Origin of the sequence: Nonomuraea antri (assembly GCF_013283785.1) — a bacterium.
In the GTDB taxonomy this organism is placed as follows: Bacteria; Actinomycetota; Actinomycetes; order Streptosporangiales; family Streptosporangiaceae; genus Nonomuraea; species Nonomuraea antri.
In genome coordinates, this window is sequence record NZ_JABCPZ010000030.1 from 36,139 (window position 1) to 62,074 (window position 25,936).

Annotated in this window: 22 protein-coding genes; 14 read left to right on the forward strand and 8 right to left on the reverse strand. The window is 69.9% G+C overall.

The window, feature by feature from the left end; genetic code table 11:
• Position 1: 1 nt before the first annotated feature.
• The 5 genes from HII36_RS12875 (at position 2) to HII36_RS12895 (ending at position 9,084) form a co-directional block, all read left to right on the forward strand.
• Positions 2 to 2,428 (forward strand): TniQ family protein, encoded by a 2,427-nt coding sequence (locus HII36_RS12875; protein ID WP_236003443.1) that lies wholly within the window; start codon positions 2 to 4, stop codon positions 2,426 to 2,428.
• A gap of 266 nt (positions 2,429 to 2,694) precedes the next feature.
• Positions 2,695 to 3,432 (forward strand): TnsA-like heteromeric transposase endonuclease subunit, encoded by a 738-nt coding sequence (locus HII36_RS12880; protein ID WP_217369449.1) that lies wholly within the window; start codon positions 2,695 to 2,697, stop codon positions 3,430 to 3,432.
• Positions 3,429 to 5,525, forward strand: coding sequence for a helix-turn-helix domain-containing protein (locus tag HII36_RS12885; RefSeq protein WP_173523371.1), 2,097 nt, complete (start codon positions 3,429 to 3,431; stop codon positions 5,523 to 5,525). Before HII36_RS12880 ends, HII36_RS12885 begins: the two co-directional genes overlap by 4 nt.
• Entirely contained in the window at positions 5,522 to 6,652 is a 1,131-nt protein-coding gene (locus HII36_RS12890; RefSeq protein WP_217369450.1) for a TniB family NTP-binding protein, read from the forward strand. The genes HII36_RS12885 and HII36_RS12890 overlap by 4 nt, the downstream gene beginning before the upstream one ends.
• 5 nt (positions 6,653 to 6,657) lie before the next feature.
• Positions 6,658 to 9,084 carry a TniQ family protein gene (locus tag HII36_RS12895; protein ID WP_236003443.1) on the forward strand — a complete coding sequence of 809 codons (2,427 nt, stop codon included), beginning with the start codon at positions 6,658 to 6,660 and terminating at the stop codon, positions 9,082 to 9,084.
• 77 nt (positions 9,085 to 9,161) lie between these two features.
• Here the strand turns inward: HII36_RS12895 and HII36_RS12900 are convergent, their stop codons facing one another.
• Entirely contained in the window at positions 9,162 to 9,677 is a 516-nt protein-coding gene (locus HII36_RS12900; protein ID WP_217369451.1) for a GtrA family protein, read from the reverse strand.
• A 121-nt stretch (positions 9,678 to 9,798) separates the two neighbouring features.
• Between HII36_RS12900 and HII36_RS12905 the strand changes: the two genes are divergently transcribed.
• On the forward strand, positions 9,799 to 10,251 hold the full coding sequence (locus HII36_RS12905; RefSeq protein WP_173523373.1) for a DUF6027 family protein: 453 nt from the start codon (positions 9,799 to 9,801) through the stop codon (positions 10,249 to 10,251).
• Between the two features lie 71 nt (positions 10,252 to 10,322).
• Positions 10,323 to 11,045, forward strand: coding sequence for a hypothetical protein (locus HII36_RS12910; RefSeq protein WP_173523374.1), 723 nt, complete (start codon positions 10,323 to 10,325; stop codon positions 11,043 to 11,045).
• An 83-nt stretch (positions 11,046 to 11,128) separates the two neighbouring features.
• Here the strand turns inward: HII36_RS12910 and HII36_RS12915 are convergent, their stop codons facing one another.
• Positions 11,129 to 13,555 (reverse strand): ABC transporter permease, encoded by a 2,427-nt coding sequence (locus HII36_RS12915; protein ID WP_173523375.1) that lies wholly within the window; start codon positions 13,553 to 13,555, stop codon positions 11,129 to 11,131.
• Positions 13,549 to 14,322, reverse strand: a complete 774-nt coding sequence (locus HII36_RS12920; RefSeq protein ID WP_173523376.1) for an ABC transporter ATP-binding protein — start codon at positions 14,320 to 14,322, stop codon at positions 13,549 to 13,551. The genes HII36_RS12915 and HII36_RS12920 overlap by 7 nt, the downstream gene beginning before the upstream one ends.
• 17 nt (positions 14,323 to 14,339) lie before the next feature.
• Here HII36_RS12920 and HII36_RS12925 point away from each other — a divergent pair, with 17 nt between their 5' ends.
• Together HII36_RS12925 and HII36_RS12930 are read left to right on the forward strand one after the other, a co-directional pair.
• On the forward strand, positions 14,340 to 17,024 hold the full coding sequence (locus HII36_RS12925) for a helix-turn-helix transcriptional regulator (RefSeq protein ID WP_173523377.1): 2,685 nt from the start codon (positions 14,340 to 14,342) through the stop codon (positions 17,022 to 17,024).
• 73 nt (positions 17,025 to 17,097) lie between these two features.
• On the forward strand, positions 17,098 to 17,553 hold the full coding sequence (locus HII36_RS12930) for a universal stress protein (RefSeq protein WP_173523378.1): 456 nt from the start codon (positions 17,098 to 17,100) through the stop codon (positions 17,551 to 17,553).
• On the opposite strand, the gene soxR is transcribed toward HII36_RS12930, so the two are convergent.
• Together soxR and HII36_RS58605 are read right to left on the reverse strand one after the other, a co-directional pair.
• Positions 17,543 to 18,034 carry a redox-sensitive transcriptional activator SoxR gene (gene soxR, locus HII36_RS12935; RefSeq protein WP_173523379.1) on the reverse strand — a complete coding sequence of 164 codons (492 nt, stop codon included), beginning with the start codon at positions 18,032 to 18,034 and terminating at the stop codon, positions 17,543 to 17,545. The genes HII36_RS12930 and soxR overlap by 11 nt on opposite strands.
• 21 nt (positions 18,035 to 18,055) lie before the next feature.
• Positions 18,056 to 18,493 carry an Lrp/AsnC family transcriptional regulator gene (locus tag HII36_RS58605; protein ID WP_328807697.1) on the reverse strand — a complete coding sequence of 146 codons (438 nt, stop codon included), beginning with the start codon at positions 18,491 to 18,493 and terminating at the stop codon, positions 18,056 to 18,058.
• Between the two features lie 56 nt (positions 18,494 to 18,549).
• On the opposite strand from HII36_RS58605, the gene HII36_RS12945 reads away from it, so the two are divergent.
• On the forward strand, positions 18,550 to 19,488 hold the full coding sequence (locus HII36_RS12945) for an SMP-30/gluconolactonase/LRE family protein (RefSeq protein WP_173523380.1): 939 nt from the start codon (positions 18,550 to 18,552) through the stop codon (positions 19,486 to 19,488).
• Here the strand turns inward: HII36_RS12945 and HII36_RS12950 are convergent.
• Positions 19,451 to 20,185: an ABC transporter permease gene (locus tag HII36_RS12950; RefSeq protein WP_173523381.1), complete on the reverse strand. Its 735-nt coding sequence runs from the start codon at positions 20,183 to 20,185 to the stop codon at positions 19,451 to 19,453. The genes HII36_RS12945 and HII36_RS12950 overlap by 38 nt on opposite strands.
• Complete coding sequence (locus HII36_RS12955) at positions 20,182 to 21,087, reverse strand: ABC transporter ATP-binding protein (RefSeq protein ID WP_173523382.1); 906 nt, start codon at positions 21,085 to 21,087, stop codon at positions 20,182 to 20,184. The genes HII36_RS12950 and HII36_RS12955 overlap by 4 nt, the downstream gene beginning before the upstream one ends.
• A 109-nt stretch (positions 21,088 to 21,196) precedes the next feature.
• On the opposite strand from HII36_RS12955, the gene HII36_RS12960 reads away from it, so the two are divergent.
• The 3 genes from HII36_RS12960 (at position 21,197) to dnaN (ending at position 24,438) form a co-directional block, all read left to right on the forward strand.
• Positions 21,197 to 22,630, forward strand: coding sequence for a sensor histidine kinase (locus HII36_RS12960; protein ID WP_173523383.1), 1,434 nt, complete (start codon positions 21,197 to 21,199; stop codon positions 22,628 to 22,630).
• A complete protein-coding gene (locus HII36_RS12965; RefSeq protein WP_173523384.1) occupies positions 22,627 to 23,277 on the forward strand; it encodes a response regulator transcription factor in 651 nt (216 codons plus the stop codon). Before HII36_RS12960 ends, HII36_RS12965 begins: the two co-directional genes overlap by 4 nt.
• Positions 23,278 to 23,340: 63 nt before the next feature.
• Positions 23,341 to 24,438, forward strand: coding sequence for a DNA polymerase III subunit beta (dnaN, locus tag HII36_RS12970; RefSeq protein WP_173523385.1), 1,098 nt, complete (start codon positions 23,341 to 23,343; stop codon positions 24,436 to 24,438).
• Here dnaN and HII36_RS12975 read toward each other — a convergent pair.
• Positions 24,416 to 24,889 carry a MarR family winged helix-turn-helix transcriptional regulator gene (locus HII36_RS12975; RefSeq protein WP_173523386.1) on the reverse strand — a complete coding sequence of 158 codons (474 nt, stop codon included), beginning with the start codon at positions 24,887 to 24,889 and terminating at the stop codon, positions 24,416 to 24,418. The genes dnaN and HII36_RS12975 overlap by 23 nt on opposite strands.
• A gap of 113 nt (positions 24,890 to 25,002) precedes the next feature.
• On the opposite strand from HII36_RS12975, the gene HII36_RS12980 reads away from it, so the two are divergent.
• Complete coding sequence (locus tag HII36_RS12980) at positions 25,003 to 25,839, forward strand: SDR family oxidoreductase (RefSeq protein ID WP_173523387.1); 837 nt, start codon at positions 25,003 to 25,005, stop codon at positions 25,837 to 25,839.
• Positions 25,840 to 25,936: the final 97 nt, after the last annotated feature.

Here is a 25,936-nt window from a genome sequence, read left to right on the forward strand (position 1 = left end):
GATGCGGACGCTGCCGATCCGGATGTCACCGTTTCCCGGAGAGCCTCTGGACTCCTGGTTGGAGGCATACGCGCACCGGACGCAGATTCGCTACGGCGATGTGCTCACCAGCCTCGGCCTCTTGACGAAGGCCAAGAGCCAGGACCTGCGCCACCCCCGCCCCACCGACTGGACCATTGCCTTGAGCGAGCGCGAAGCCGACAACATCGCCTTCGTCACTGGCCTGGACAAACAGCGAGTTCATGCCATGACCCTGGCGCACTTCCACGGACGAGCGCTGTTGATCGATCATGAGAAGCGACAGGTCAACCGGCATCGACTCTGGGGCCGAGGCGCCGGATCGCGATACTGCCCCGACTGCCTCGCAGACACCACCGGACGATGGAAACTGGAATGGCGCCTGGGTTGGTCGTTCGCCTGCACCCGCCACTCCCTCCTCCTCGCGGACACCTGCCAAGGATGCCGACGCCTTACACGAGCACGCCCCTTCTCCCGACACAGCCTGCCGATCCCAGGACGCTGCGGCGCACGACCGGCACGAGGCGCTGACCTCGCCGCTCCACGCGGATGCGATCAGGACCTCACCCAAGCTGAGGTCCTCCGCCTGCCCGCCAGCCATCCCGTGATGGAGGCCCAGCACCTGATCATGAACATGATCGAGACGGGCCGCGCGGACTTCGGCCAGTATGCTCGCCACCCCCAGCCTTCGACCGTGGTGCTCTCTGAACTACGCGCAGTCGCCAGCCGGATGCTCACACACCTGGACCCTGACGACCTGGCGGCAAGGGTTCCCGCCGAGACGCTCAGCGCCTACCTGACTCTCCAACCCAGCGACGATCCAGGGCGACGGGCCACCACGACGGGCCGTCCAGGCTCCATGGCACCGCCGACCGCTGCGATGACCGCAGTCGGAATCATCACCGCACTGCAGGTGCTCGGCGAAGAACGACTGGACACAGCGGCCCAGGCTCTGCGCACGGTGATCGGCAAGGCCCGCGACGGATCCGAGAAGACCACGGCTACCACCATCCGGAGTTGGGGCCGTGGCACCGGCCCCGTCCTACAGACCGTTCAACTGGCCGCGCTCGGACCTCTTCTCCGCCCGAGCGATCAGCTGCGATATCAAACCGTCGCGCTTCCCTCGCCTCCGTCCGCCACCGCCCGGCAGATCCGCCGCCGCTCGCACAAGCTCCCTGCCACGCTATGGCCGTCATGGGTCGTGCGGCTGAGCCCCCCGAGGGGCGCCTACCAGCGGATCCTGGCCCCCGTTCTGGCCTCGTCAGTGCTCATGGTCGGCGCCAAGCTCGAGCTCGATGAGGCCGCGTCGATCCTCGGATATGCCAGCGACGGAGGATCTCTCTCGCGTGTCCTGCAGATGCTGCGTGACCGGCAGTGCTGGGAACCCATCGCCACGGCCCTGGTCCGTCTCGCGCACTACTTGGACGAGAACGACATTCCCATCGATTACCACCGACGCCGCGCCCTGGACTACTCGAACCTGCTGCCCACCGAACAATGGGTGGAAGTATGCCGTCGAAGCCGCCAATCTCCGGGAACTGGGCTACGTGCTCGCATCGCGCGATGCGTGCTGTTCAGCTGGATCAGCGGCATGCCCCTCGACCGAGCGCCAGATTTCCCCACTACTGGCGTGAGTACCTTCCGCGCGGAAGCCGCACGCTTCACGGAGGTGTGGTCGCTCCAGTTCGCGAACGAGCTGAGGCATGTCGCACGCGACTTCGTCGACGGACGTGGACTGCAGAGCGAACCGGTGACCTGGTGCCCCCCATCTGAAATGCTCGAGGGCCTCGACCTGCACGGCACCGACCCGTCGACCATCGACATCGATCACCTGCATGAGATAACTCGCGGACACCGCTACCCAGCCGGATCAGCAGCCCAGGAGCTCGGCGTCAGCATCGAGACCGTCCGTCTCCTCCTCGAAGAGCACCCAATTCCGTCTTCTCCGCTCAGCATTGCCCAAGCCCGCGCCCTCGGACAGGTGAGCCACGCCGCTCGCCAAGTGCTCACCGAAGAGGAACTTCGCCGCCGCTACCTCGACGAGCACCAGTCAGCGCGCGCCATCGCGCTCGACGTCGGAGTATCGAAATCCACCGTTACCAGGCTCGCAGCGGAGTACGGCATCGAACTGCGGAAAGTCGGACGTTACTTCAAGCAGCACAACGTTATCGACCGAGACTGGCTCTACGAGCAATACGTCACCCGCCGCCGGACCCTGGCAGACATCGCACGCGAGAAGGGCACCAGCACCACCTACATCATCCACCGAGCCCACGACCTGGGCGTCCCGCTCCGCCCAAGCGGCGGCGCCAGCACCCGCAAAGCAATGGACGCTAAGACCGACTCCACCGGAGCTGCCTCGCCGACGGACGCCGAGGAAATGACACCAAGCGTGGAACGATCAAGGTGACACGGAGCATGGATTCAGCAGAACGCGCAGCTCACGGAGTCGACGTGTGACAGCCGAACGCGGATCCTACATCTTTTGTAGGGTCCGCGCTTTGATGTCCCTTTCCGCGTCACCGTGTCCCATAGATGGCCCTTAGGACACCATTCGCGGACTCGCAGGTCTACAGGGTCGCACTATGTAGTGATGTTCTTGGCGTTTCTGGTGACGGTGGGGTCATTGGAACCCATGATGAGGGCACCTGCCAGGTCTCCATGAGGGGGGTCGAGGTGCTCTTGTCGGATGCTGATGTCGTAGGTACGGCCGAGGTTCGCGCAAAGTCGCCGAACGGGACCGCGGCGGTGTCGTGCCGGTTCATGGATGCGCCGGTGCAGGAGATGCTCGCGGCCGGGCCGTGGCGGACGTTCCGCTGGCACCATGGTCAGAAGCACTATTCGGGTGCTTTCTGGTCTGCTACCGAGGGCTCACATGTGATCTACGAGTCCCGGCTTGAGCTGGCGCGGCTTCTTTTTGCCGACTTCGACCGGTCGGTCTCTCGGATCGTGGCTCAGCCGTTTCTGATGACGGCCCAGGTGGAGGGCGCTGAGCGTCGACACATCCCCGATTTCCTGCTGATGACCGAGTCCGGTCCGCTGGTGGTAGATGTGAAGCCGGCACGGCGGTTGGCGCGTCCGGAGGTCGCGTTCACCTTCGCCTGGAGCAGGCAGGTGATCGAGTCGCGAGGCTGGGGTTTTGAAGTGTGGAGCGAGCCGGATCCGGTCGAGACCGAGAACATCCGGTTTCTCGCCGGATACCGCAGACCCTGGTTGTTCTCACCCGATCTCGTGGCCGCGTTGGAGGCAAGCCTGACGGACGGGGTGACGTTGCGAGAGGCCTTCGCAGCGGCGTCGAGCTTCGATCGGAGGCTGGTACGGGCGGCTGTCCTCCACCTGCTCTGGACCGGACAGTTCAGGGCTGATCTGAGTATCCGGCTATGCCCAGGCACCGTTCTCAGGAGGTCGTCATGAGCCATGGCACAGCGCGGCTCGGCATTGGGGCGCGACTCGTCTACGACGGGGAGGCCGTCGAAGTCGTCGAATTCGCGGCGACCGGTGCGGGCAACGAGGTAGTGCTCAAGGACTGCAGGGGGCGGATGCTGCGAGTCTCGGTCAAAGAGCTGTTGTTCTCCGCTCGGGCCACGGTTGTTCCCGAGGAGCCCGGAGCCTGCTCGGGGGATGTCGAAGATGTCGCCTCGGTGGTGCTCTCGCGGCTTGACCGTGCTGAACAGGAACGTGTGGCGGACCTGGTGGGACATGTTCGAGAGGTGCGGTTCGGCTACTGGTCGGGCAGTTCCGAGCTGCCAGCGCCCGGTGAGCCGAGACCTGAGTACGACCCCGGTTTGCCGAAGATGACCAGATATGCGGCCAAGGCGCGGGAGTTGGACGTCTCAGTACGCACCATCAAGCGGTGGATGGCCGCGGTTGAGGAACGAGGAGCGGCCGGGCTCGCGCCCCGCGCCCGCAGAACGACGCTGCTCGACCGTCTCGACCCGCGGTGGGTCGAGACGGCGCTGGAGGTGATGGTCGAGCACACCGACCAGTCCAAGCCGCAGCGCAACGAGGTGATCGAACGCACGCGGGCACGCCTGGTCGCAAGGTTCGGTGAGGGTGCGGTGGACATGCCCGGCCGGTCCAAGGCATATGAGGCGCTGGAAGCGCTGGAACGGCAGCACCCGACGTTCCGGCTGAGTACGAAGCGGAACCGGGACATCGCCGGACGGCCCCGGGAGGTGTTCGGGCGGCTGCGTCCGACCCGGCCGGGTGAGTACCTGCTGATGGACACCACCCGGCTGGACGTGTTCGCGCTGGATCCGGTGACTCTGCGGTGGATCAACTGCGAGCTGACCGTCGTGATGGATTGGTACACCCGCTGCATCGTGGGGATCCGGCTGACGCCGGTCTCCACCAAGGCGGTGGACGCGGCCGCGGCTCTCTTCCAGGCATACCGGCCATTGCTGGTCGCGGCGCACTGGCCGCCTGAGGCGGTCTGGCCCGAGCACGGCATCCCCCGTTCGGTGCTGATCGACCCGTCGGTGATTGATGGGCCGATGGTGAGGGCCGCTGGGCCGGCGCTGGTGCCCGAGACCGTAGTGATCGACCACGGGAAGATCTACGTCTCGGAACATCTGCGCAGCGTCTGCGCCCGGATGGGCATCTCCATCCAGCCGGTCCGGCTCCGGACAGGCCGGGACAAAGGTCCGGTCGAGCGGTTCTTCAAGACGTTGAGGGAAGGGCTGCTGCACGCCCTGCCCGGCTATAAGGGCCCAGACCTCTTCTCCCGAGGCGAGGCGCCTGAACGGGAGGCGTTCTACTACATCGACGAGTTGTTCGATCGGATCCGGCAATGGGTCGCGGCGACCTATCACCTCACGCCCCATTCGAGCCTGGTCGATCCGGCGGTCCCGGGGCTGCGCATGTCGCCTGCGCAGATGTTCGAGCACGGGATGGCCAGGGCCGGATACATCGAGGTTCCACGGGACAGATTCCTGGCGCTGGAGTTCTTGGAGACCAAGTGGCGCACCATCCAGCCCTACGGGGTCGAGATCGATGGTCGGCGCTACAACGGCCCTGGTCTCTACCTCGACGGGCGCCCGAGCCCGTATCTGGGCGGCAAGTGGCCGATCCAGGTCAACCCGGACGACATCGACCACGCCTACTTCCGTGATCTGGACCGGACCTGGCACCAGCTGGATTGGGAGCACGCGGCCAGCCGCAGTTTCCCGCTGAGCGAGGACGCTCTGGAGTACGGTCGCAAGCTCGCCGCGACGAAGCACCCATACCCGAACGACCGCCTGGCCGTGTCCGAACTGCTCGAGCGGTGGCAGTTGGGGCTGGGCATGACGCTGGCCGAGCGGCGCATCGCGCTGCGTGCCGCCCGAGAACAGATCGCGTTCACCGTCGAGTTGGACAAGCAGGCCCCGCGCGAGCTTGTGAGAGAGTCCGCCGACATTGGCGGGGACGACGACGCCGCGGATGCCGATGACTTCGAGGGCGGGGTGCTTGGCGAGGATGCCGAACTCGACGAGGAGTCCTTCTACGCCGATGCTCTGGAGGATCTGTGATTCCGTCTGAGGTCCAGGCACCGCTGGAGGATGATCCCGCGTGGCGGAGCCTGGCACTCGACGATCTGACCCTGACCAGGAAGGAAGGCTTCGCGGCGTTCGCTGAGGCGCCGGACTTCCCGCGCCCGCCGGACATAACCGCGCACGGCCTCAAGGCGATGAAGCCGGAGGCGAAGGCCGAGCACGATCTGTGGCGCCGCAGGTTCCTCGCCAATCTGCGTCCGATCAAGACGATCCAGGCAAGTCAGCTCGTCGAGGACCTGACTGACATCCTCGAAGCTGGCCTGGACCAGCCGAACTGGGAGGCCAAGGGGATGGCCGCCGTTGACGCGTTCCCCGGCCTGGGCAAGACCACGATCGGGCTGTCGTTCGCCAAGCGCGTCCACAACGACCTGATCCGCCAGCACGGCCGATTCACCGCGGCCGGGCACGAGCGGTGGCCGGTGATCCGGGTCGGAATGATGGGCGACACCACGATCAAGGACTTCAACTGGGCGATGCTGGAGTTCTTCGCCCACTCCGGGCGCAACAGCGGGACCGCGAACTCGTTCCTGTCCCGCGCCCTGGACTGCGCCCTGTCTTGCGAATCACGGCTCTTGCTAGTCGATGACCTTCAGTTCCTTCGGTTCCGGTCGATTCGTGGGACCGAGCTGGCCAACCAGTTCAAGACGATCGCCAACGAGTTCCCGCTGATGATCCTCTTCATCGGGTACGGCCTGGAGGACAAGGGCCTCTACGACGATCCGCAGCTCGAACGCCGTATTACCCCGCTCGCTCTGGATCCGTTCACGATCGACGACGACGCTGGACGCACGCCATGGCGAAACTTCCTGCTCTCTCTGGAACAGCGTCTGGTACTGGCCGACAAGCATCCAGGCATGCTCGCCGACGATCTGTCCGACCACCTCTACGCCCGCTGCAGCGGGCACATCGGCTCCCTGATGACGTTGATCAAACGAGGGTGCCTGCGGGCGATCCGAACCGGGGAAGAGCGTTTGACCCTCGAGCTGATGACCATGGTCAAGCTCGACCGGGCCGCACAAGAACGGCAGGCGCAGTGGGAGGCTCTGCTGGCCGCCGGCAAGAAGACCAGCAAGCCACAGCGGTCCACGAGGCGACGAGCGTGACCGCGATGCGGACGCTGCCGATCCGGATGTCACCGTTTCCCGGAGAGCCTCTGGACTCCTGGTTGGAGGCATACGCGCACCGGACGCAGATTCGCTACGGCGATGTGCTCACCAGCCTCGGCCTCTTGACGAAGGCCAAGAGCCAGGACCTGCGCCACCCCCGCCCCACCGACTGGACCATTGCCTTGAGCGAGCGCGAAGCCGACAACATCGCCTTCGTCACTGGCCTGGACAAACAGCGAGTTCATGCCATGACCCTGGCGCACTTCCACGGACGAGCGCTGTTGATCGATCATGAGAAGCGACAGGTCAACCGGCATCGACTCTGGGGCCGAGGCGCCGGATCGCGATACTGCCCCGACTGCCTCGCAGACACCACCGGACGATGGAAACTGGAATGGCGCCTGGGTTGGTCGTTCGCCTGCACCCGCCACTCCCTCCTCCTCGCGGACACCTGCCAAGGATGCCGACGCCTTACACGAGCACGCCCCTTCTCCCGACACAGCCTGCCGATCCCAGGACGCTGCGGCGCACGACCGGCACGAGGCGCTGACCTCGCCGCTCCACGCGGATGCGATCAGGACCTCACCCAAGCTGAGGTCCTCCGCCTGCCCGCCAGCCATCCCGTGATGGAGGCCCAGCACCTGATCATGAACATGATCGAGACGGGCCGCGCGGACTTCGGCCAGTATGCTCGCCACCCCCAGCCTTCGACCGTGGTGCTCTCTGAACTACGCGCAGTCGCCAGCCGGATGCTCACACACCTGGACCCTGACGACCTGGCGGCAAGGGTTCCCGCCGAGACGCTCAGCGCCTACCTGACTCTCCAACCCAGCGACGATCCAGGGCGACGGGCCACCACGACGGGCCGTCCAGGCTCCATGGCACCGCCGACCGCTGCGATGACCGCAGTCGGAATCATCACCGCACTGCAGGTGCTCGGCGAAGAACGACTGGACACAGCGGCCCAGGCTCTGCGCACGGTGATCGGCAAGGCCCGCGACGGATCCGAGAAGACCACGGCTACCACCATCCGGAGTTGGGGCCGTGGCACCGGCCCCGTCCTACAGACCGTTCAACTGGCCGCGCTCGGACCTCTTCTCCGCCCGAGCGATCAGCTGCGATATCAAACCGTCGCGCTTCCCTCGCCTCCGTCCGCCACCGCCCGGCAGATCCGCCGCCGCTCGCACAAGCTCCCTGCCACGCTATGGCCGTCATGGGTCGTGCGGCTGAGCCCCCCGAGGGGCGCCTACCAGCGGATCCTGGCCCCCGTTCTGGCCTCGTCAGTGCTCATGGTCGGCGCCAAGCTCGAGCTCGATGAGGCCGCGTCGATCCTCGGATATGCCAGCGACGGAGGATCTCTCTCGCGTGTCCTGCAGATGCTGCGTGACCGGCAGTGCTGGGAACCCATCGCCACGGCCCTGGTCCGTCTCGCGCACTACTTGGACGAGAACGACATTCCCATCGATTACCACCGACGCCGCGCCCTGGACTACTCGAACCTGCTGCCCACCGAACAATGGGTGGAAGTATGCCGTCGAAGCCGCCAATCTCCGGGAACTGGGCTACGTGCTCGCATCGCGCGATGCGTGCTGTTCAGCTGGATCAGCGGCATGCCCCTCGACCGAGCGCCAGATTTCCCCACTACTGGCGTGAGTACCTTCCGCGCGGAAGCCGCACGCTTCACGGAGGTGTGGTCGCTCCAGTTCGCGAACGAGCTGAGGCATGTCGCACGCGACTTCGTCGACGGACGTGGACTGCAGAGCGAACCGGTGACCTGGTGCCCCCCATCTGAAATGCTCGAGGGCCTCGACCTGCACGGCACCGACCCGTCGACCATCGACATCGATCACCTGCATGAGATAACTCGCGGACACCGCTACCCAGCCGGATCAGCAGCCCAGGAGCTCGGCGTCAGCATCGAGACCGTCCGTCTCCTCCTCGAAGAGCACCCAATTCCGTCTTCTCCGCTCAGCATTGCCCAAGCCCGCGCCCTCGGACAGGTGAGCCACGCCGCTCGCCAAGTGCTCACCGAAGAGGAACTTCGCCGCCGCTACCTCGACGAGCACCAGTCAGCGCGCGCCATCGCGCTCGACGTCGGAGTATCGAAATCCACCGTTACCAGGCTCGCAGCGGAGTACGGCATCGAACTGCGGAAAGTCGGACGTTACTTCAAGCAGCACAACGTTATCGACCGAGACTGGCTCTACGAGCAATACGTCACCCGCCGCCGGACCCTGGCAGACATCGCACGCGAGAAGGGCACCAGCACCACCTACATCATCCACCGAGCCCACGACCTGGGCGTCCCGCTCCGCCCAAGCGGCGGCGCCAGCACCCGCAAAGCAATGGACGCTAAGACCGACTCCACCGGAGCTGCCTCGCCGACGGACGCCGAGGAAATGACACCAAGCGTGGAACGATCAAGGTGACACGGAGCATGGATTCAGCAGAACGCGCAGCTCACGGAGTCGACGTGTGACAGCCGAACGCGGATCCTACATCGGCGTCAGGCCGCGGCTTCGTCCTTGGAGTCGGGGGTGGGGGCCAGGCGCATGCGGCCGGGCCGGGCCTGCTCCTTGGGGAAGACCCACTTCTTGAACGCCCAGAAGCGGAAGACCATGGCGACCAGGGTGCCGATGACCTGGGCGCTCACGAAGTCGGCGATCTCCTGGGTGACCAGGCTCACGTCCGGGGTCTCCAGGCGGAACACGTATCTGGAGATCCACAGCGGTGCCGAGCTGAGCACCAGGCCGATGCCGCTGACCAGGAAGAACAGCGCCGCCTCGTGCCGGCGTTCGCGGCCGCCCCTGGTGCGGAACGACCATTCGCGGTTCAGCACGTACGACACGATGGTCGCCACGAGTACCGCGATGATCTTCGCGGTGACCGGTTTCGGTTCCAGGACGGTGAGCTTCAGCGCGTAGAACGTCGCGTTGTCGACCAGGAACGCCGTTCCGCCCACTACCCCGAACTTCAGCAGTTCGTGGTGCTTCTGCACGAGTGCGTGCAGCGGTGCCGGCAATCTCGCGAGTACTGCGTTCGCTATTCGGAGCACCCCCGATCTTCTCACCGGTCGTTCACACTGGTAACAAGATTCACGGACATGGCTGGAACCGTATCCGACGCCGGGGGAGGGGTCGCGCGTGGCCGAGACGTCGCCACGGCCGGAGGACGACGGTGAGCAGGTGCTCAGGCTCGACCGGTGGAAGGGCGAGTGGGCGCGGGACGACCCGCACGCCGCCTTCAAGGCCGAGGTACAGCTCTACGGCCTGCTCGATCCGCTGGTCACGTTGCGGGGGATGTCCGCGGACCTGGACGTCCCGGTCGGCGCGATCGCCAGATACGTGCTGGCCAAGTGGGCCACCGGCGGCAGCGGCGGGCTGCTGGAGCTCGGTCCCGAGATGGTGCCCAAGTTGTGGGAGCCCATCGCGGCCGCCGAGGAGGCCGACAGCGACGAGCAGCGGCTGGCCGCCTACCATCGGCTGCGGCAGATGATCTCCTGGCTGAAGGTGCCGCTGGACGACCCCGAGGTCTACCCGGCCCAGGGGCAGTCCGCGGCCTACCCGCCCCAGGCGCAGGAGGAGGAGGCGGGGTAGTGCCCGCACTACCTTGAGGTCTCGTTCTCGCGCCCGTGTGCCGGGGGAGCGTGGCCGATTCACTGGTCGGTATGACTCAGCAGGTGTTTCCCCAGCGCGTCGGCCAGTGGATCGAGGGGCTCTGCGCGGTGCTCGGGCCGCCGCTCCTGCTCGCGGGCGTGCTCGTCCGGGCCGGAACGGACGACTTCTTCCCCGGGCAACTGGCCGCCTACGCCGCCGATCCCGGCCGGATGGTGGTGTCGTACAGCCTCTTCGCGGCCGGTGTCGTGCTGCTGTGGCCGGCCGTGGTCGCGCTGGGCAGGCGGGTGGCCGTCACTCATCCCGGCTGGGCCCGGTGGGGGGTGACGCTGGTGGTGCTCGGGCTGTTCGGACGGGTGTTCCACGCCGGGGTGAGCCATCTGGCCTTCCACCTGGTGGACGTGCTCGGCCTGGAGGCGGCGCAGCGGGCGGTGAGCCGGACGTACGGGGCCTTCCACCTGTTCAAGGCGGTCAATCCGGCCATCATGGGCGGCTGGGTGGTGCTCGCTGTCGGGGCCTTCCGCGCCAGGGCGTTCGGGGGCGGGGCGGCCGGGGTGGCGCGGTGCGTGGCGCTGGGGCTGGCCGCCGCGTTGCCGCTGGGGGTGCTGAAGGGCAGTGGCGATCCGGTGTCGCTGGTCGTGTTGGCCGGGCTGGTGGTGGCGCTGGTGCCGATGGGCGCCGCCGTGCTGCGGACGGCGCCCAGGCCCCGGTGGTGGGCGGCCGCGCTCACCCTGGCGCTGATCCCGGCCGCCTTCGCACTGGGCGTCCTCGGCTGAACGGCGTCCTCGGCTGAGCGGTGCCGTCGGGGGAGCGGCGTCCCCGGAGGACCTGGCGGCCGACGCACGAGGGCGAGCGCGGGTCAGAGGCGGGACGATCGGGCCGACAGGGCGGGGATCACCGTGGCGAGCACCGCGAGCGCCGTACACCCCGCCACCAACGCCCCCAAAGTCGCCCACGGCAGGCTCACCGCCACCGGCCCCGCCACCTGCGCGAGCGCCACCCACAGCCCGCCCAGGCTCAGCCCGGTCGCCCCCGCGGCCAGCACCACCCCGACCGCGACCACCAGCACCGCCTCGCCCATCACGTACCTGAGCACCTGGCCGCGCGTGGCGCCGAGCAGGCGCAGCGAGCCGCGTTCTGCCGCGCGGTCGCCCGCGGCCATCAGCAGGGTGTTGACCATCGCGATCACCGTGTAGGCCAGCATGATGTACAGCACCACCATCAGCCCGAGCCGGCTGGCCGAGTTGCGGCGCTGCTCGGCGTCGCCGCGCCATTCGGCCTTGCTGACGGCTCGCGCGTTGTGGCCTTCCGTGGCCCGCGCGAGTGCCGCTTCCGCCGTGGATGCGGAGGTGCCGGGCTTGAGCGTGACGTACGCGGCGGCCGGCCGCGCGGAGAAGGCGTGCGCGGCGGTCACGTACGCGTCGGCCGGCGCCGAGGCCGCCATCACGGCCGCCACCTTGAACGTCGCCTCGCTGCCGTCCGCGCGCCACATCCTGGCCGTCTGGCCGGCCGTCAGCTCCCAGGTCTCGGAGACGACGATGGTGTCGTCACGCAGGTCGTCCAGGGAGCCGGACAGCACCGGGATGTCCAGGTCGGCGCGCAGCGCGGCGGGCTCCACCGCCTCGGCCGGTCGCTGGATGAGCGCGGTGTCGCCTTCGAGCGTGTAGACGCTGGTCGGGGTGGTGGTGGTGACGGTCACGCCGGGGATGCGGCCGAGGCGGCCGACCAACTCGCGGTCGAGACCCGCGGCCCCGGACGGGAGCACCAGGTAGTCGGCACGCACCGGGCCGGTCTGCACCGCGGACTTGGCCGCGTCCGTCATCGCCGCGCCGCCGAGCAGCGAGGCCGCCAGCGCCACCGTCACGAGCACCGGGGCGGCGGTGGCCGCGGTCTGCCTGGCCGAGGCGATGGCCCCGGCGGCGACCACGGTCCCGCCCGCGCCGCGCAGCCGGGCGACGGGCAGCGTCAGCAGCCGCGTGACCGGCCGCACGACCACCGGCGCCAGCAGCCCGGCCGCCGCGATGAGCAGCATCACCAGCGGCATGAACGACTTGTTGTTCATCGCCGACGACGGGTCGCCCACCGCGGTCACGGCCATGCTGACCAGCGCGGTCCCCAGCACGCCCAGGCCCATCACCCACCGTCCCGCGGTCATGGCCCGCGGCTCGACCGCGGCCTCACGCATGGCCTCGGACGGACGCACCCGCCCGGCCCGCCTGGCGGCCACGGCCACGCCGAGCAGCGCGACCAGCACCCCGGAGCAGAACGCCACCCAGGACGGCACGTTCGACGTGCTCGGCACCAGCCATGCGGGCGCCATCCTGAGGCCGGCCAGCCAGTCCAGGATCGGCCGCGTGCCCAGCGGCCCGGCCAACGCCCCGGCCGCCGAGGCGGTGACGGCGACCAGCGCGGCCTCGGCGTACACCATGCGCCTGACCTGGCGTACGGTCGCGCCGACGGTACGCAGCAGGGCGAACTCGCGGCGGCGCTGCCCGACCGCGAACGCGAACGTGGACGAGACCACGAAGACGGCGACGAAGGCGGCGAACCCGGCGGCGATGCCGACGATGGTGTTCGCGTTGTTCCTCGCCTCTTCGTCGGCGGCCCTGTTCGGGTCGATCAGGGCCCGGTCCTGCCCGGTCAGAACCCGGGCGGCGGCACCAACAGCGGCACCGACGGCGGCACGGACCTCCGGGGCCGGGCTCCACAACGCGAGCGCGTCCACCCGGGGGGACAGGCGGGCGGCGTGGGCGTCGGTGAAGAACACGGCCGGCTGCGGCCCCGGCGTCGTGACGCCGACCACGTCATACTCCTTCGACCCGGACGCCGTGACGACCAGCACCCGGTCACCGGCCGCGGCGCCCGCCGAGACCGCGATCTCGCCTGCGGAGGCGGGCGCCCGCCCGGAGACCAGCGAGTACGGCGCGGTACGCGCGGCCGACCAGGGCCGGCCCACCGCGTCGGGCCCACCGGCGAGCTGGGCGGGGAAGACCCGGTCGACCACGGCGTCGGGGAAGCGGGCGACCAGCTCGGCGGGCAGGCCGCGCGGCTCGGCCAGCGGCCGGCTCTCCGCGCCGCGCCAGGTGTTCACGGTCAGCCGTTCGTCCGCGGCGACCACGACGGGGGCCGCGGCGTAGCGTTGCGGACCCCGGTCGGGCGCGGTGACGGTGGTGGCCAGCACCTGGCCGAGCGCGGCGATCAGGGCGGCGCCGAGCGCGAGCGCGACGAACGTGCCGGCGAAGGACAGCAGGCGGGTGCGCAGCGTGGACCAGGCGATGCTCAGCACGACGCCTCCAGCTGCAGCATCCGGGTGGCGACCAGCTCAGCCGTGGGGTCCTGCAGCTCGCCGTAGACGCGTCCGTCGGTCAGGAAGACCACCCGGTCGGCGTAGGAGGCGGCCACCGGGTCGTGCGTGACCATGACGATGGTCTGCGCGTGCTTGTCGACCAGCGTGCGCAGCAGGCGCAGCACGTCGCGGCTGGTGTTGGCGTCGAGCGCGCCGGTCGGCTCGTCGGCGAACAGCACGGCCGGTCTGCTCACCAGGGCCCGCGCGATGGCGACCCGCTGCTGCTGGCCGCCGGACATCTCGCCGGGCCGGTGGTTCATCCGTTCGGCCAGGCCGACCGCCGCCAGGCTCTGGCGGACCAGCTCGGGGTCGGGACGGCGGCCGGCCAGGCGCATCGGCAGCCCCACGTTCTGCGCGGCGGTGAGCGAGGGCAGCAGGTTGAACGCCTGGAACACGAAGCCGATCCTGTCGCGCCGCAGCAGGGTGAGCTTCTTGTCGCTCAGCGTGGCCAGGTCGCGTCCGTCCACGACCACCCGGCCGGACGTGGGCCGGTCGAGCCCGGCCGCGCACTGCAGCAGCGTGGACTTGCCCGATCCCGAGGGTCCCATCACGGCGGTGAAGGTGCCGGGCGCGAAGCCGATCGTCACGTCGTCGAGCGCGGTGACCCCGTGGGCGTACTGCTTGGTCACGGAGTTCAGCTCGACTGCTTCCAGGAGATTCACGGGACAGAACGCTACGAACTCCGTGATCTCCGCGATATCGGACATCTGACTAGGATTCGGGGGTGCTGCGGGGACGAGACGACGACCAGGACACCGTCGAGGCGCTGCTGGAGGCCGCTCGCGGCGGCCGCAGCGGGGTCCTGGTCATCAGCGGCGACGCGGGGATCGGCAAGACGTCCCTGCTCAGGTACGCCGAGCAGCGGGCGACCGGCCTGACCGTGCTGCGCGGCACCGGCATCGAGACCGAGGCCGAGATCCCGTTCGCCTCGCTGCACCTGCTGCTGCGCCCGGCGCTCGGCCGGCTGGACGCCCTGCCGGGGCCGCAGGCGGCCGCGCTGAAGGGCGCGTTCGGGCTGGCCCAGGCGACCAGGGACGATCAGCTCCTCGTCGGCCTGGCCGTGTTGTCGCTGCTGGCCGAGCTGGCGGAGGACGGGCCGCTGCTCTGCCTGATCGACGACGCGCACTGGCTCGACCAGTCCTCGGCGCACGCCCTGCGGTTCGCGGCACACCGGCTGCACGCCGAGGGCATCGCCATGATCTTCGGCGCGCGCGACGGCTTCGACCCTTCCGGGCTGCCGGTGCACCGGCTGGCCGGGCTCGACCAGGTCAGCGCCGCGCAGCTGCTGTCCGACACCGCGCCCGGGCTCGGCGAGCCGTTGCGCCGCCGGATCATCGAGGAGAGCGGCGGCAACCCGCTGGCCCTGCTGGAACTGCCCAAGTCGGCGGGTGACGCGCACAGTCCGCTGCCGCTGCCGGAACGCCTGCGCCGGGCCTACAGCGTCCGCATCGCCGCGCTGCCCGCGGCCGCCCAGACCGCGTTGCTGGTGGCGGCGCTGGCCGACGGCGGGGAGCTGGACGTCGTCCTGCGGGCGGGCGAGCGCCTGGGCGCCGGGCCGTCGGCGCTGGCCGCGGCCGAGGAGTCCGGGCTGGTCACGATCTCGTCCGGGCAGGTGAGCTTCACCCATCCGCTCATGCGGGCGGCGGCCGCCCGGCTGGGCACGTTCGACCTGCGGCTGGCCGTGCACAGGAGTCTCGCCGAGCTGGTGGCCCAGCCCGACCGGAGGGCCTGGCACCTGGCTGCGGCGGCCACGGGCCCGGACGAGGACGCGGCGCTGGCGCTGGAGGAGGCGGCCGAGCGGGCCCGCGAGCGCAGCGGCCACGCCGGTGCCGCGGCCGCGCTCGAGCGCGCCGCCGAGCTCACCCCCGATCCCGGGACCAGGGCGCGGCGGCTGACCGCCGCGGCCGTGGCGGCGGCCGACGCCGGACGGCCCGACCGGGCCAAGGAACTCGGCGAGCAGGCCCGCCGGCTGGTCACCGATCCGCTGCCGCTGGCCAGGCTGGCTGAGCTGCGGGCCCGGGTGGCGTTCGACGAAGGCGCGCCGCACGAGGCGCACGACCTGCTGGTGTCGGGCGCCGAGCGCGTGGCGGGCCTGGACCGGGTCGCGGCGGGGCTCATGCTCATCGACGCCGCGCGCAACGCCTGGCAGCTCAGCGATCCCGCCAGGGTGGCCGAGGCGGCCGATCGCCTGTACGCGCTCGGCCTGCGTCCCGAGGACGGGCTCGGCCCGGCCGTCGAGGCGGTCGCCGGGGCGGCGGCGTTCCTGGCCGAGGGACCCGCCGGGGCGCTGCCCGTCATGCGCGGCCTGGTCGCCGCCGGTGGCCGCATCGACAGCGGCGCGCACGCCACGCGGGTGAACGCCGCGTTCGTGGCCGGGCTGGTGGGCGACTTCGAGTCTTCACGCGCGATCTCCGCCGCCGTCGCCGGCGAGTGCCGCGCGAACGGCGAGATCGGCCGGCTGCCGCTGGCGCATCTGACGCTGGCCGCAGCCGAGCTGTACCTGGGACGGTTCACCGACGCCGTGGCGACCGCGACGGAGGGGCTGCAACTGGCCGCCGACACCGGCCAGCCGAACCGGGCCGGCTACCTGGAGGGCATGCTCGCCTGGATCGCGGCGGTACGCGGGGACGCCAGGGAGTGCGCAGAACTGGCCGCCCGCTGCCTCGGCCGCTACGACACCAACGGCATCGTCAACGGCCTGGCCTGGGCCGAATGGGCGCTGGCCATGCTCGACCTGGGCCAGGGCCGCTTCGTCGAGGCCCTCGACCGGCTCGACGCCGCCATGGCGGGCCCGGTGCGCCACCAGATCCAGGCCGTGTACTTCGCGCCCGACCAGATCGAGGCGGCGGTACGGCTCGGCCTGCCCGCGCACGAGCCGCTGCGCCGCTTCGCCGAGTGGGCCGGGGCGGCCGAGCTGGACTGGGCCGACGCGGTGCTGCATCGCTGCCTGGCGCTGTCGGAACCCGACTGGGACACCGCGCACGAGCACTTCCGCACCGCCCTGGCCGGACACGCGACCAGCGGCAGGCCGTTCGAGACGGCGCGTACCAGGCTCGCCTTCGGCGAACGGCTGCGCAGGGAACGTCACAAGGGCAGCGCACGCCCGCATCTGCGCGCGGCGCTGGAGATCTTCGACCGGCTCGGCGCCCGTCCCTGGGCCGAGCGGGCCAGGACCGAGCTGCGCGCGGCCGGCGACACCAGCTCGCCCGCCTCGGCCGGAGAGGCCGCGGCGAACCTGTCGCCGCAGGAGCTGCAGATCGTCAAGCTGGCGGCGGAGGGGCTGACGAACAAGGAGATCGGCGCGCAGCTCTTCCTGAGCCCGAAGACCGTCAGCTACCACCTCTACCGGGCCTTCCCCAAGCTCAACGTGGCCAGCCGGGCCCAGCTGGCCGGACTCGGCCTGGTGTGACCAAGCAGACAGCCGGTACGGGATGAACGGTGATCAACCGGATGCTCTAGCCAGTGAGCGAAGGGGGAACACCATGACCATCCTTGTCGCCTATGACGGCTCGGCGGACGCGCGCGCCGCGATCGAGTTCGCGGCCAAGAACCTGGCCGCCGGGCCGACGGTGGTGCTGACCGTCTGGGAACCGCTGCTCGTGCAGCTGAGGAAATACCCGCTGGCGGCCGCCGGCCTCGGCCCCGACACCGAGGACGAGGCCAGGGCGCACGCCGAGCAGCACGCCAAGGAGGGCGCCGAGCTGGCGATCGCCTCGGGCCTGAGCGAGGTGAGCCACCGGGCGGTCGCCGACAACGAGTCGATCTGGAAGACCATCGTGGACGTCGCCGACGAGATCGACGCGGCGGTGATCGTGACCGGTTCGCGCGGGCTGGCCGGGGTCAGATCGGTGCTGCTCGGCAGCGTCTCCAACCACGTGCTGCATCACGCGCACCGGCCCACGCTCATCGTGCCGTCGGCGAAGAACGCTAAGGAGTGAGGCAGCCGGCCGACTGGGGCGGGCACAGCCGGGTGTCGATGCGTCGGGCGCCCGGCCCCTCCTCGCCCAGCCGGTCGTAGGGGTTGGCCAGCGCGCACCGGTCGAGCGACAGGCAGCCGCAGCCGATGCAGTCGGTCAGGTCGTCGCGCAGGCGCTGGAGCTGGATGATCCGGTCGTCCAACTCGCTGCGCCAGGCGGCGGAGAGCCTGGCCCAGTCCTCGCGGTTGGGCGTGCGCTCGCCCGGCAGCTCGTCGAGCGCGTCCTTGATGGTCTTCAGCGGGATGCCCAGGCGCTGCGACAGCCGGATGAACGCCACTCTGCGCAGCGTGTCGCGGTGGTAGCGGCGCTGGTTGCCGGCCGTGCGGCGGCTGGAGATGAGCCCCTTGGCCTCGTAGAAGTGCAGCGCGGACACCGCGACGCCGCTGCGTTCCGCGAGCTGCCCGACCGTGAGTTCCTTGGAGTTCCAGGCGACCTTCGTCATAACCTCAACAATAGTTGAGAGTCAGTCGGCCCGGGTCGGGCGCTCGAAGAAGGTCTCCAGCACCACCACGGTCTGCGTGCCGGTCACGCCGTCCACCTCGAAGACCTGGCGCAGCACGTCCTGCAGGCGTTTCGTGTCGCGGGTGCGGACCTTGAGCAGCACCGAGGCCGGGCCCGCGATGACGTGCGCCTCCTCGACGTCGGGGATCGCCGACAGCCTGGCCGCGCTGTCGCCCATCCAGCTGCTGCCGTCGACCAGCACGTACGCCGTCACCGGCCGCCCGAGCGCCGCCGGGTCGACCTCGATCGTGGTGCGCCTGATCACGCCGCGCTCGCGCAGCTTGCGCACCCGCTCGTGCGCGGCCCCGCTGGACAGGCCCACCGCCTTGCCGAGCGCCGCGTACGACTGCGTGGCGTCCTCCTGCAGCAGGCCGACCAGCATCTTGTCGATATCGTCCACGACAGGATGCTATCTCACGATTCATCAAGATGACCGAACGATGTATGGTGAGGGTCATGACAGACACGATCCCCACCGAGTTCGAGGTGCTCGACGAGCGCTTCGCCATGATCGGCGGCGACGACCGGATCGAGATCCTGCACACCGGCACCCGCTGGGCCGAGGGCCCGGTCTACTTCCCCGCCGGCCGCTTCCTGGTCTGGAGCGACATCCCGAACGAGCGGATGTTGCGCTGGGACGAGATGACCGGCGCGGTGGGCCCGTTCCGCGTGCCGTCCGGCTACGTCAACGGCAACACCCTCGACCGCGAGGGCCGGCTGATCTCCTGCGAGCAGGGCAACCGCCGCGTCACCCGCACCGAGCACGACGGCTCCATCACCGTCATCGCCGACCGCTGGGAGGGCAAGCGGCTCAACAGCCCCAACGACGCGGTCGTCCGCTCCGACGGCTCCATCTGGTTCACCGACCCCCCGTACGGCATCATCAGCAACTACGAGGGCGAGGTCGCCGAGCAGGAGATCGACGGCTGCCACGTCTACCGCGTCGACCCGGTGAGCGGCGAGGTGCGGGTGGTGGCCGACGACTTCGTCCGGCCCAACGGCCTGGCCTTCTCCCCGGACGAGCGGCTGCTCTACGTCGCAGACACCAGGGCCGGGCACGTCCGGGTCTTCGAGGTGCACGACGACAAGCTGAGCGCCGGTCGGGTCTTCGCCACCGGCGGCCCGCACGAGAAGTACGACGGCCTGCGGCTCGACGACACCGGCCGCCTCTGGGCCGCGGCAGGCAAGGGGCTGCTCTGCTACGACCCCGACGGCACGCTCATCGGCCGGCTCAAGCTGCCCGAGTTCACGGCGAACCTGGTCTTCGGCGGCCGCAAGCGCAACCGCCTGTTCATCGCCGCCTCGTCCTCGCTCTACTCGCTCATGACGAACGTCACGGGCGCGCGCCCGGTATGGGCTACTCCCAGCGGAACAGGCGGATCGCCAGCCCGGTGAACACGGCCAGCCCCGCCGTCATCACCAGCAGGCTCATGAGCTGCGGCGGCTGCCCCGACCAGGTGTCGCGCAGCGCCTGCACGAACGGGCCGACCACCGAGTAGTCGCTCACCGTGCGCAGCGCGTCCGGCATGACCTCGCGGGGCAGCCACATGCCGGCCACGAACAGCAGCGGGAACATCACCGCCGAGCCGATGCCCGGCGCCGACCTGCCGGTGCGCGCCACCGACGCCACCACCAGGCCGAGTGCCAGCAGCGCCGCCGTGCCGAGCAGGAAGACCAGCACGAACCCCAGCAGGTTGCCGGGCAGCGGCGAGCCGTGCACCAGCTTGGCCGCCACGATGAGCAGCACCGCCGCCAGCGTGCCGACGGCCAGGTTGATCAGGAGCTGCACGACGAGCAGCCGGCCCGGATGCACCGGCGTGGTGGACATCCGCCTGAGCACCCCCTGCTCCCGGTAGGTGGCCAGGGCCCCGGGCAGCACGGTGAAGGCCACGGTGGCCAGCGCGAGCAACACCATCGTGGTGGGCAGCTGCGTGTCGACGAACCGCTCGCCGCCGAACTCGGGGGACGGCTTGCTCATCGTGGGCAGGCTGCCGATCACCAGCAGCAGTGCCAGCGGCAGTGCCAGGGTGAACACGAGCGCGGGCCATTCCCGCAGGTAGAGCTTGGTCTCTACGAAGAGGATCCGCTTCACGTGAGCTTCCTTCCGGTCAGGGCGAGAAAGGCGTCGTCCAGCGTGGCCTGCTCGATCCGCAGGTCCCCCGGCACGATCTGGTTGTGTGCCAGCGCGAGCGTGACGGCGTGGGCGAGGTTGCCGCCGCCGGTCACGACGACCTGCTCGCCGCTCCTGGTGACCTCGCGCACCTCGGGCAGGGCGAGCAGGACGGAGTCATCGAGCGGCGCGGACGGGCGGAAGCGCAGCCGCTGCTCGCCGCCCACCTGGGCGATCAGCCCGGCCGGCGTGTCGATGGCGGCGACCGTGCCGGCGTCGATGAGCGCGATCCTGTCGCAGAGCCGCTCGGCCTCCTCCATGAAGTGGGTGACCAGCACGATCGTCACGCCCGAGTCCCTGATCTGCTCGACCAGTTCCCAGGTGTCCCTGCGGGCCTGCGGGTCGAGGCCGGTGGTCAGCTCGTCGAGAACCGCCACGCGCGGCCGGCCGATCAGCGCCAGGGCGACCGACAGGCGCTGGCGCTGGCCGCCGGACAGCTTGCCGAACGCCGCGTCTCGCTTGTGCCCGAGCCCGACCCGCTCCAGCAGCTCGCGCCAGTCGGCCGGCTCGGGGTAGAAGGAGGCGTACAGCTCCAGGGCCTCCCACACCTTGATCTTCTCCGGCAGCGCCGCCGACTGCAGCTGCACGCCCAGCACCTTGCGCAGCTCGGCGCGATCCTTCTGGGGGTCGAATCCGCTCACGCGGACGCTGCCGCCGTCCGGCACCCGCAGCCCGGCCACGCACTCCACGGTGGTGGTCTTGCCGGCGCCGTTCGGCCCGAGAATGCCGAAGATCTCGCCCTCGGCGACCTCGAACGAGACGTCACGCACCGCCACGTGGTTCGGATACCGCTTGTGAAGGTTCCTGACCTCGATGACTTTCATGGGATAGACGCTAGAAATCAGCGGGTTCACGGAGAATCCGGCTGGATGCCCGGCAAGGGTGTACCTAGGTGCAGTGACGGCATGCGTCGAGCTCGCGCACACTGGAGGCATGCTGCGGAAGTACGGCCAGGTCATGGCGCTGCTCTTGCTGATCGCCGTGCAGGTGGCGGCGATCTTGCTGTCGGCCGCGATGTTCGTCCTGGCGTTCGGGCTGGGCGCGGTGCCGCTGTTCCCGCCCCAGGTGCGGATGGTGCGGGCGCTGGCCGAGCAGAACCGGCGGCTGATGCGCCGGTGGGCCGACGTCGCGATCGAGGCGCCCTACCTGCCCAAGCCGCCGCCCCCGGTGCCGCAGTCCGACGGCATGTACCGCTCGGACCGCACGCTGTACAAGACCCCGCGCATCCCCGCCTGGAACGACCGGTGGAAGTGGATGATCACCGACCCCGGCACCTGGCGCGACGACCTGTGGCTGGTGCTCGACCCGCTGGTGAAGGTCGGGCTGCTGCCGATCCTGCTGCTCCTGCCCGGCCGCGGGCTGCGCGTGTACGCCGTCTGGAGCAGGCTGCTGCTCGACGCGACCGCGGCCAGCCGCCTGGCCGGCCAGGTCACCCACCTGCAGAAGGTCCGCACGCTGGCGGTCGACTCCCAGGCCGCCGAGATGCGCAGGATCGAGCGCGACCTGCACGACGGCACCCAGGCCAGGCTGGTGGCCATCGGCATGACGCTGGGCGCGGTCGAGCAACTGGTCGACACCGACCCGGCCGCGGCCAAGGCCCTGCTGACCAAGGCCAGGGAGGCCTCCGCGGAGACGCTCACCGAGCTGCGCACGGTCATCCGCGGCATCCACCCGCCGGTGCTGGCCGAACGCGGGTTCGCCGACGCCGTGCGCGCGCTGGCCATGGACAGCCCGATCCGGGTCACCGTCGACGTCGACCTGCCGCACCGGCCCGAGGCCCCCGTCGAGGCCGCGGCCTACTTCGCCGTCAGCGAGCTGCTGTCCAACGCGGCCAGGCACGGCGAGGCCACGAACGCCGCCATCGACATCAGCACCAAGGGCGCCGACCTGCGCATCACCGTGACCGACGACGGTCTCGGCGGCGCCGACCCGAGCAAGGGCAGCGGCCTGGCGGGCATCGAACGCCGCCTGGCCGCCTTCGACGGCGTGCTCGTGCTGCACAGCCCGCCCGGCGGGCCCACCACGGTCATCATGGAGCTGCCGCGCGTGCTGCCCGAGCACTGGGCCGGCAACCTGCCCAAGCTGCCCAGGTGGAAGGCCGCGCTGGTGGGCCTGCTGTGGGTGACGGCCTGGTGCCCGATGTTCCCGCAGGGCATCGTGGCCGGCGTCTTCAAGACCTTCGACATCGAGGAGAAGACCTGGTTCCTGGCCCTCTACCTGCCCCAGCCCTGGCAGTGGCCGACGATCCTGGCCATGATCGCGATCGGCATCACCATGTACGTCCTGGCCATCAGGATCCCCGCCTGCCACGACAGCAGTCGCTGGTGGGCGGAGGTCACCCCGAGGCGTCTATGGTTCAGACGATGAACCGCGTCCTGATCGCCGAAGACCTGTACCTGCTCAGGGACGGGCTGGTGCACCTGCTCCAGGCGCACGGCTTCACCGTCGTGGCCGCCGTGGAGAGCGGCCCCGAGCTGCTCAAGGGCCTGCTGGAGCTGCGCCCGGACGTCTCCATCGTGGACGTGCGCCTGCCCCCCACGTTCACCGACGAGGGCCTGCAGGCCGCGCTGGCGGCCAGGAAGCAGATACCCGGCCTGCCGATCCTGGTGCTCTCGCAGCACGTCGAGCAGCTCTACGCGCGCGAGCTGCTGGCCGACGGCTCAGGCGCGATCGGCTACCTGCTCAAGGACCGGGTGTTCAACGCCGAGCAGTTCATCGACGCGGTACGCAGGGTCGCCGGCGGCGGCACCGCGATGGACCCGGAGGTGATCGCCAAGCTGCTGGCCAGCAACGCCAGACGCGAGCCGCTGGCCGAGCTCACCCCGCGCGAACGCGACGTGCTCGAAGCCATGGCGGAGGGCCGGTCCAACGCCGCCATCTCCCAGCGGCTCTACCTCAGCGAGAGCGCCGTGGCCAAGCACACGGCCGGCATCTTCGCCAAACTCGGGCTCGCACCGTCCGACGACGACAACCGGAGGGTGCTGGCCGTACTCGCCTACCTCAACAGCCGGTAGCAGGCTTTGTCGGTAACACCGGCTATTTTTCATAGAGGCAGGCGAGACGAAGGGGTGGATCAGGTGAAGATCCGGGTTGACCGCGATGTACTGGCGGACGCGGTGGCGTGGGCTGCCCGTGTTCTGCCCAGCCGCCCGGTGGTTCCGGTGTTGTCCGGGCTGCTGCTGGAGGCCGGAGACGAGCTGAGCCTGTCCGCGTTCGACTACGACGTCTCCGCGCGGGCGCTCGTCGACGCCGACGTGGCCGAGGAGGGCCGCGTGCTGGTGCCGGGCCGGCTGCTGGCCGAGATCAGCCGCAGCCTGCCCGCCGAAGACGTCGAGATCGTCACCGAGGGCCAGGAAGCCGTGCTGACCTGCGGCACCGCCGAGTTCGGCCTGATCACGATGCCGGTCGAAGACTTCCCGACCATGCCCACCATGCCGCCGAGCATCGGCGCGATCGGCGGCGGCGTGTTCGCCTCCGCCGTCGGCCAGGTCGCGCCCGCGGCCAGCCGCGACGACACCCTGCCCATGCTCACCGGCATCAGGGTCGACATCGACGGCGAGAACGTGGCCATGGCCGCCACCGACCGCTACCGCATCGCCGCCCGCGACTTCACCTGGCGTCCCGCCGCCCCCGACGTGGCCGTCTCGGCCATGGTGCCCGCCCGCGTGCTGGTCGAGGTGGCCAAGTCGCTGCGCGGCGGCGAGGTGTCCGTGGCCATGGGCGACGGCGTGGCCGGCTTCGAGAGCGTCGGCCGCAGCACCACCGTGCGGCTGCTCGATGAGCAGTTCATCGACTACCGGGCCAGGCTCACCTCCGACTGGTCGATCAGGGCCGACGTGCGCGTGGCGCCGTTCGTCAACGCCATCAAGCGGGTGGCGCTGGTGGCCGAGCGCAACACCGCGATCAGGCTGACCTTCAGCCAGGGCCAGGTGCTCATCCAGGCCGGCGGCGGCGACATCGGGCGCGGCACCGAGGTCGTGGAGTGCGAGCTGCGCGGCGACGACATCCAGATCGCCTTCCAGTCGCAGTTCCTGCTCGACGGGCTGACCGGGCTCGAGAGCGAGTTCGCGCGCATCAACATGGAGTCGCCCACCCGGCCCGCGCTCATCCAAGACGTTCCCGGCGATTCCGAGCCCGTCTTCCGCTACCTCGTCATGTCGCTTCGTCTGGGCTGACCCCGCCGCCCGCCTGCCGCTCGGCCACCTGCGCGAACACCTGCTTGAACGCCGCGTACGCCTGCTCGCCCACCGCGGCGGCGTGCGCGGACTCCACCTCGGCGACGATGGCGTCCGACCTGGCCATGTGGTCGAGCCCCTTCTCGGTGGGCACCACCAGCTTGGCCCGGCGGTCGGCCGGGTCGGGCTGGCGTTCCACGTATCCCAGGGCCACGAGTTCGTCCACCAGCGTGCCGATCACCTGCTTGTGCTGGCCGGACTGCGCCGCCAGGTCGGTGGCGCGGCTGCCGTCGGCGTCCAGGTAGGCCAGCACCGCGCCGTGCCGTGGCCGCAGCCGCGGGTGCCCCTGCGCGGCGAGCCTGGTGAACAGCTCCCGCTGGAAGCCGAAGAGCGTCCTGGCCGCCAGGATCCCGAGATCCGGCTCCACCTGCTTCTGCTCGCTCCTGCGCACCCTTCAGCCCTCCAATTAGTCACTGATCTTGACCATCACTAATCATTACTATATCGTCATCCGCATCGGCGCCGCGAACGAGTGGCGCCTCTCGACCGAGAGTGTGGGCTGACATGACCATCTTGATCACCGGTGCCAACGGCACCGTCTCCAGTGCGGTGCTGAAGTCGCTGGGTGACACCGAGGACGTCCGGGTGCTGGTGCGTGACGCGGCGAAGGCCCCGTCGGGTGTGGACGTGGCGGTCGGCGACCTCGACCGTCCTGAGACCCTTGAGCGGGCCTTCCGCGGTGTCGACACGTTGTGGCTGCTGACCCCGTTCGGCCCGCAGGCGCCGCACGCCGCCATGAACGGCCTGTGGGCGGCCAGGAACGCCGGCGTGCGCCACGTGGTCCGCCTGTCGGCCATCGGGGCCGCGCACGACGCCCCCACGCGCAACGGCCGCCTGCACGCGCTGTCGGAGGCCGAACTGGCCGCCTCCGGCCTCGGCTGGACGATCATCCGCCCGGCGTTCTTCATGCAGAACCTGTTCGGCTCGGTCAACGGCACGACGCTCTACGGCGGCATCGGCGAAGGCCGGATCGGCATGATCGACGTCAGGGACATCGGCGACTTCGCCGCCAGGGTCCTGCGCGATCTGGCCGCGCACGACGGCAAGACCTACACCCTCACCGGCCCGGCCAGCATCTCCCTGCACGAAGCGGCCAAGGAGCTGGAGACGGTCTACGACCTGCCGATCACGTATCAGCCGGTCGAGCCGGACGACGCGCACCGCTCGATGCTGGAGTCCGGCATGCGGGAGTGGGACGCCGCGGTCACGGCCGAGTACCTCAGGGCCTACTCCGGCGGCTGGGGCGACTACGTCACGCCGCACTTCGCCGACGTGGTCGGCCGGCCGGGCACCACGTTCGCCGAGTTCGCCCGCGACCACGCCGACAGCCTGCGTCCTTGACCGACCAGGCCCAGGCTGCGCCCGTGACGGATCGGGGCCATGACGCGCTCTTGACTGATCGGGCCCACGACGCGAAGAACCCACCTCACGACGTGCG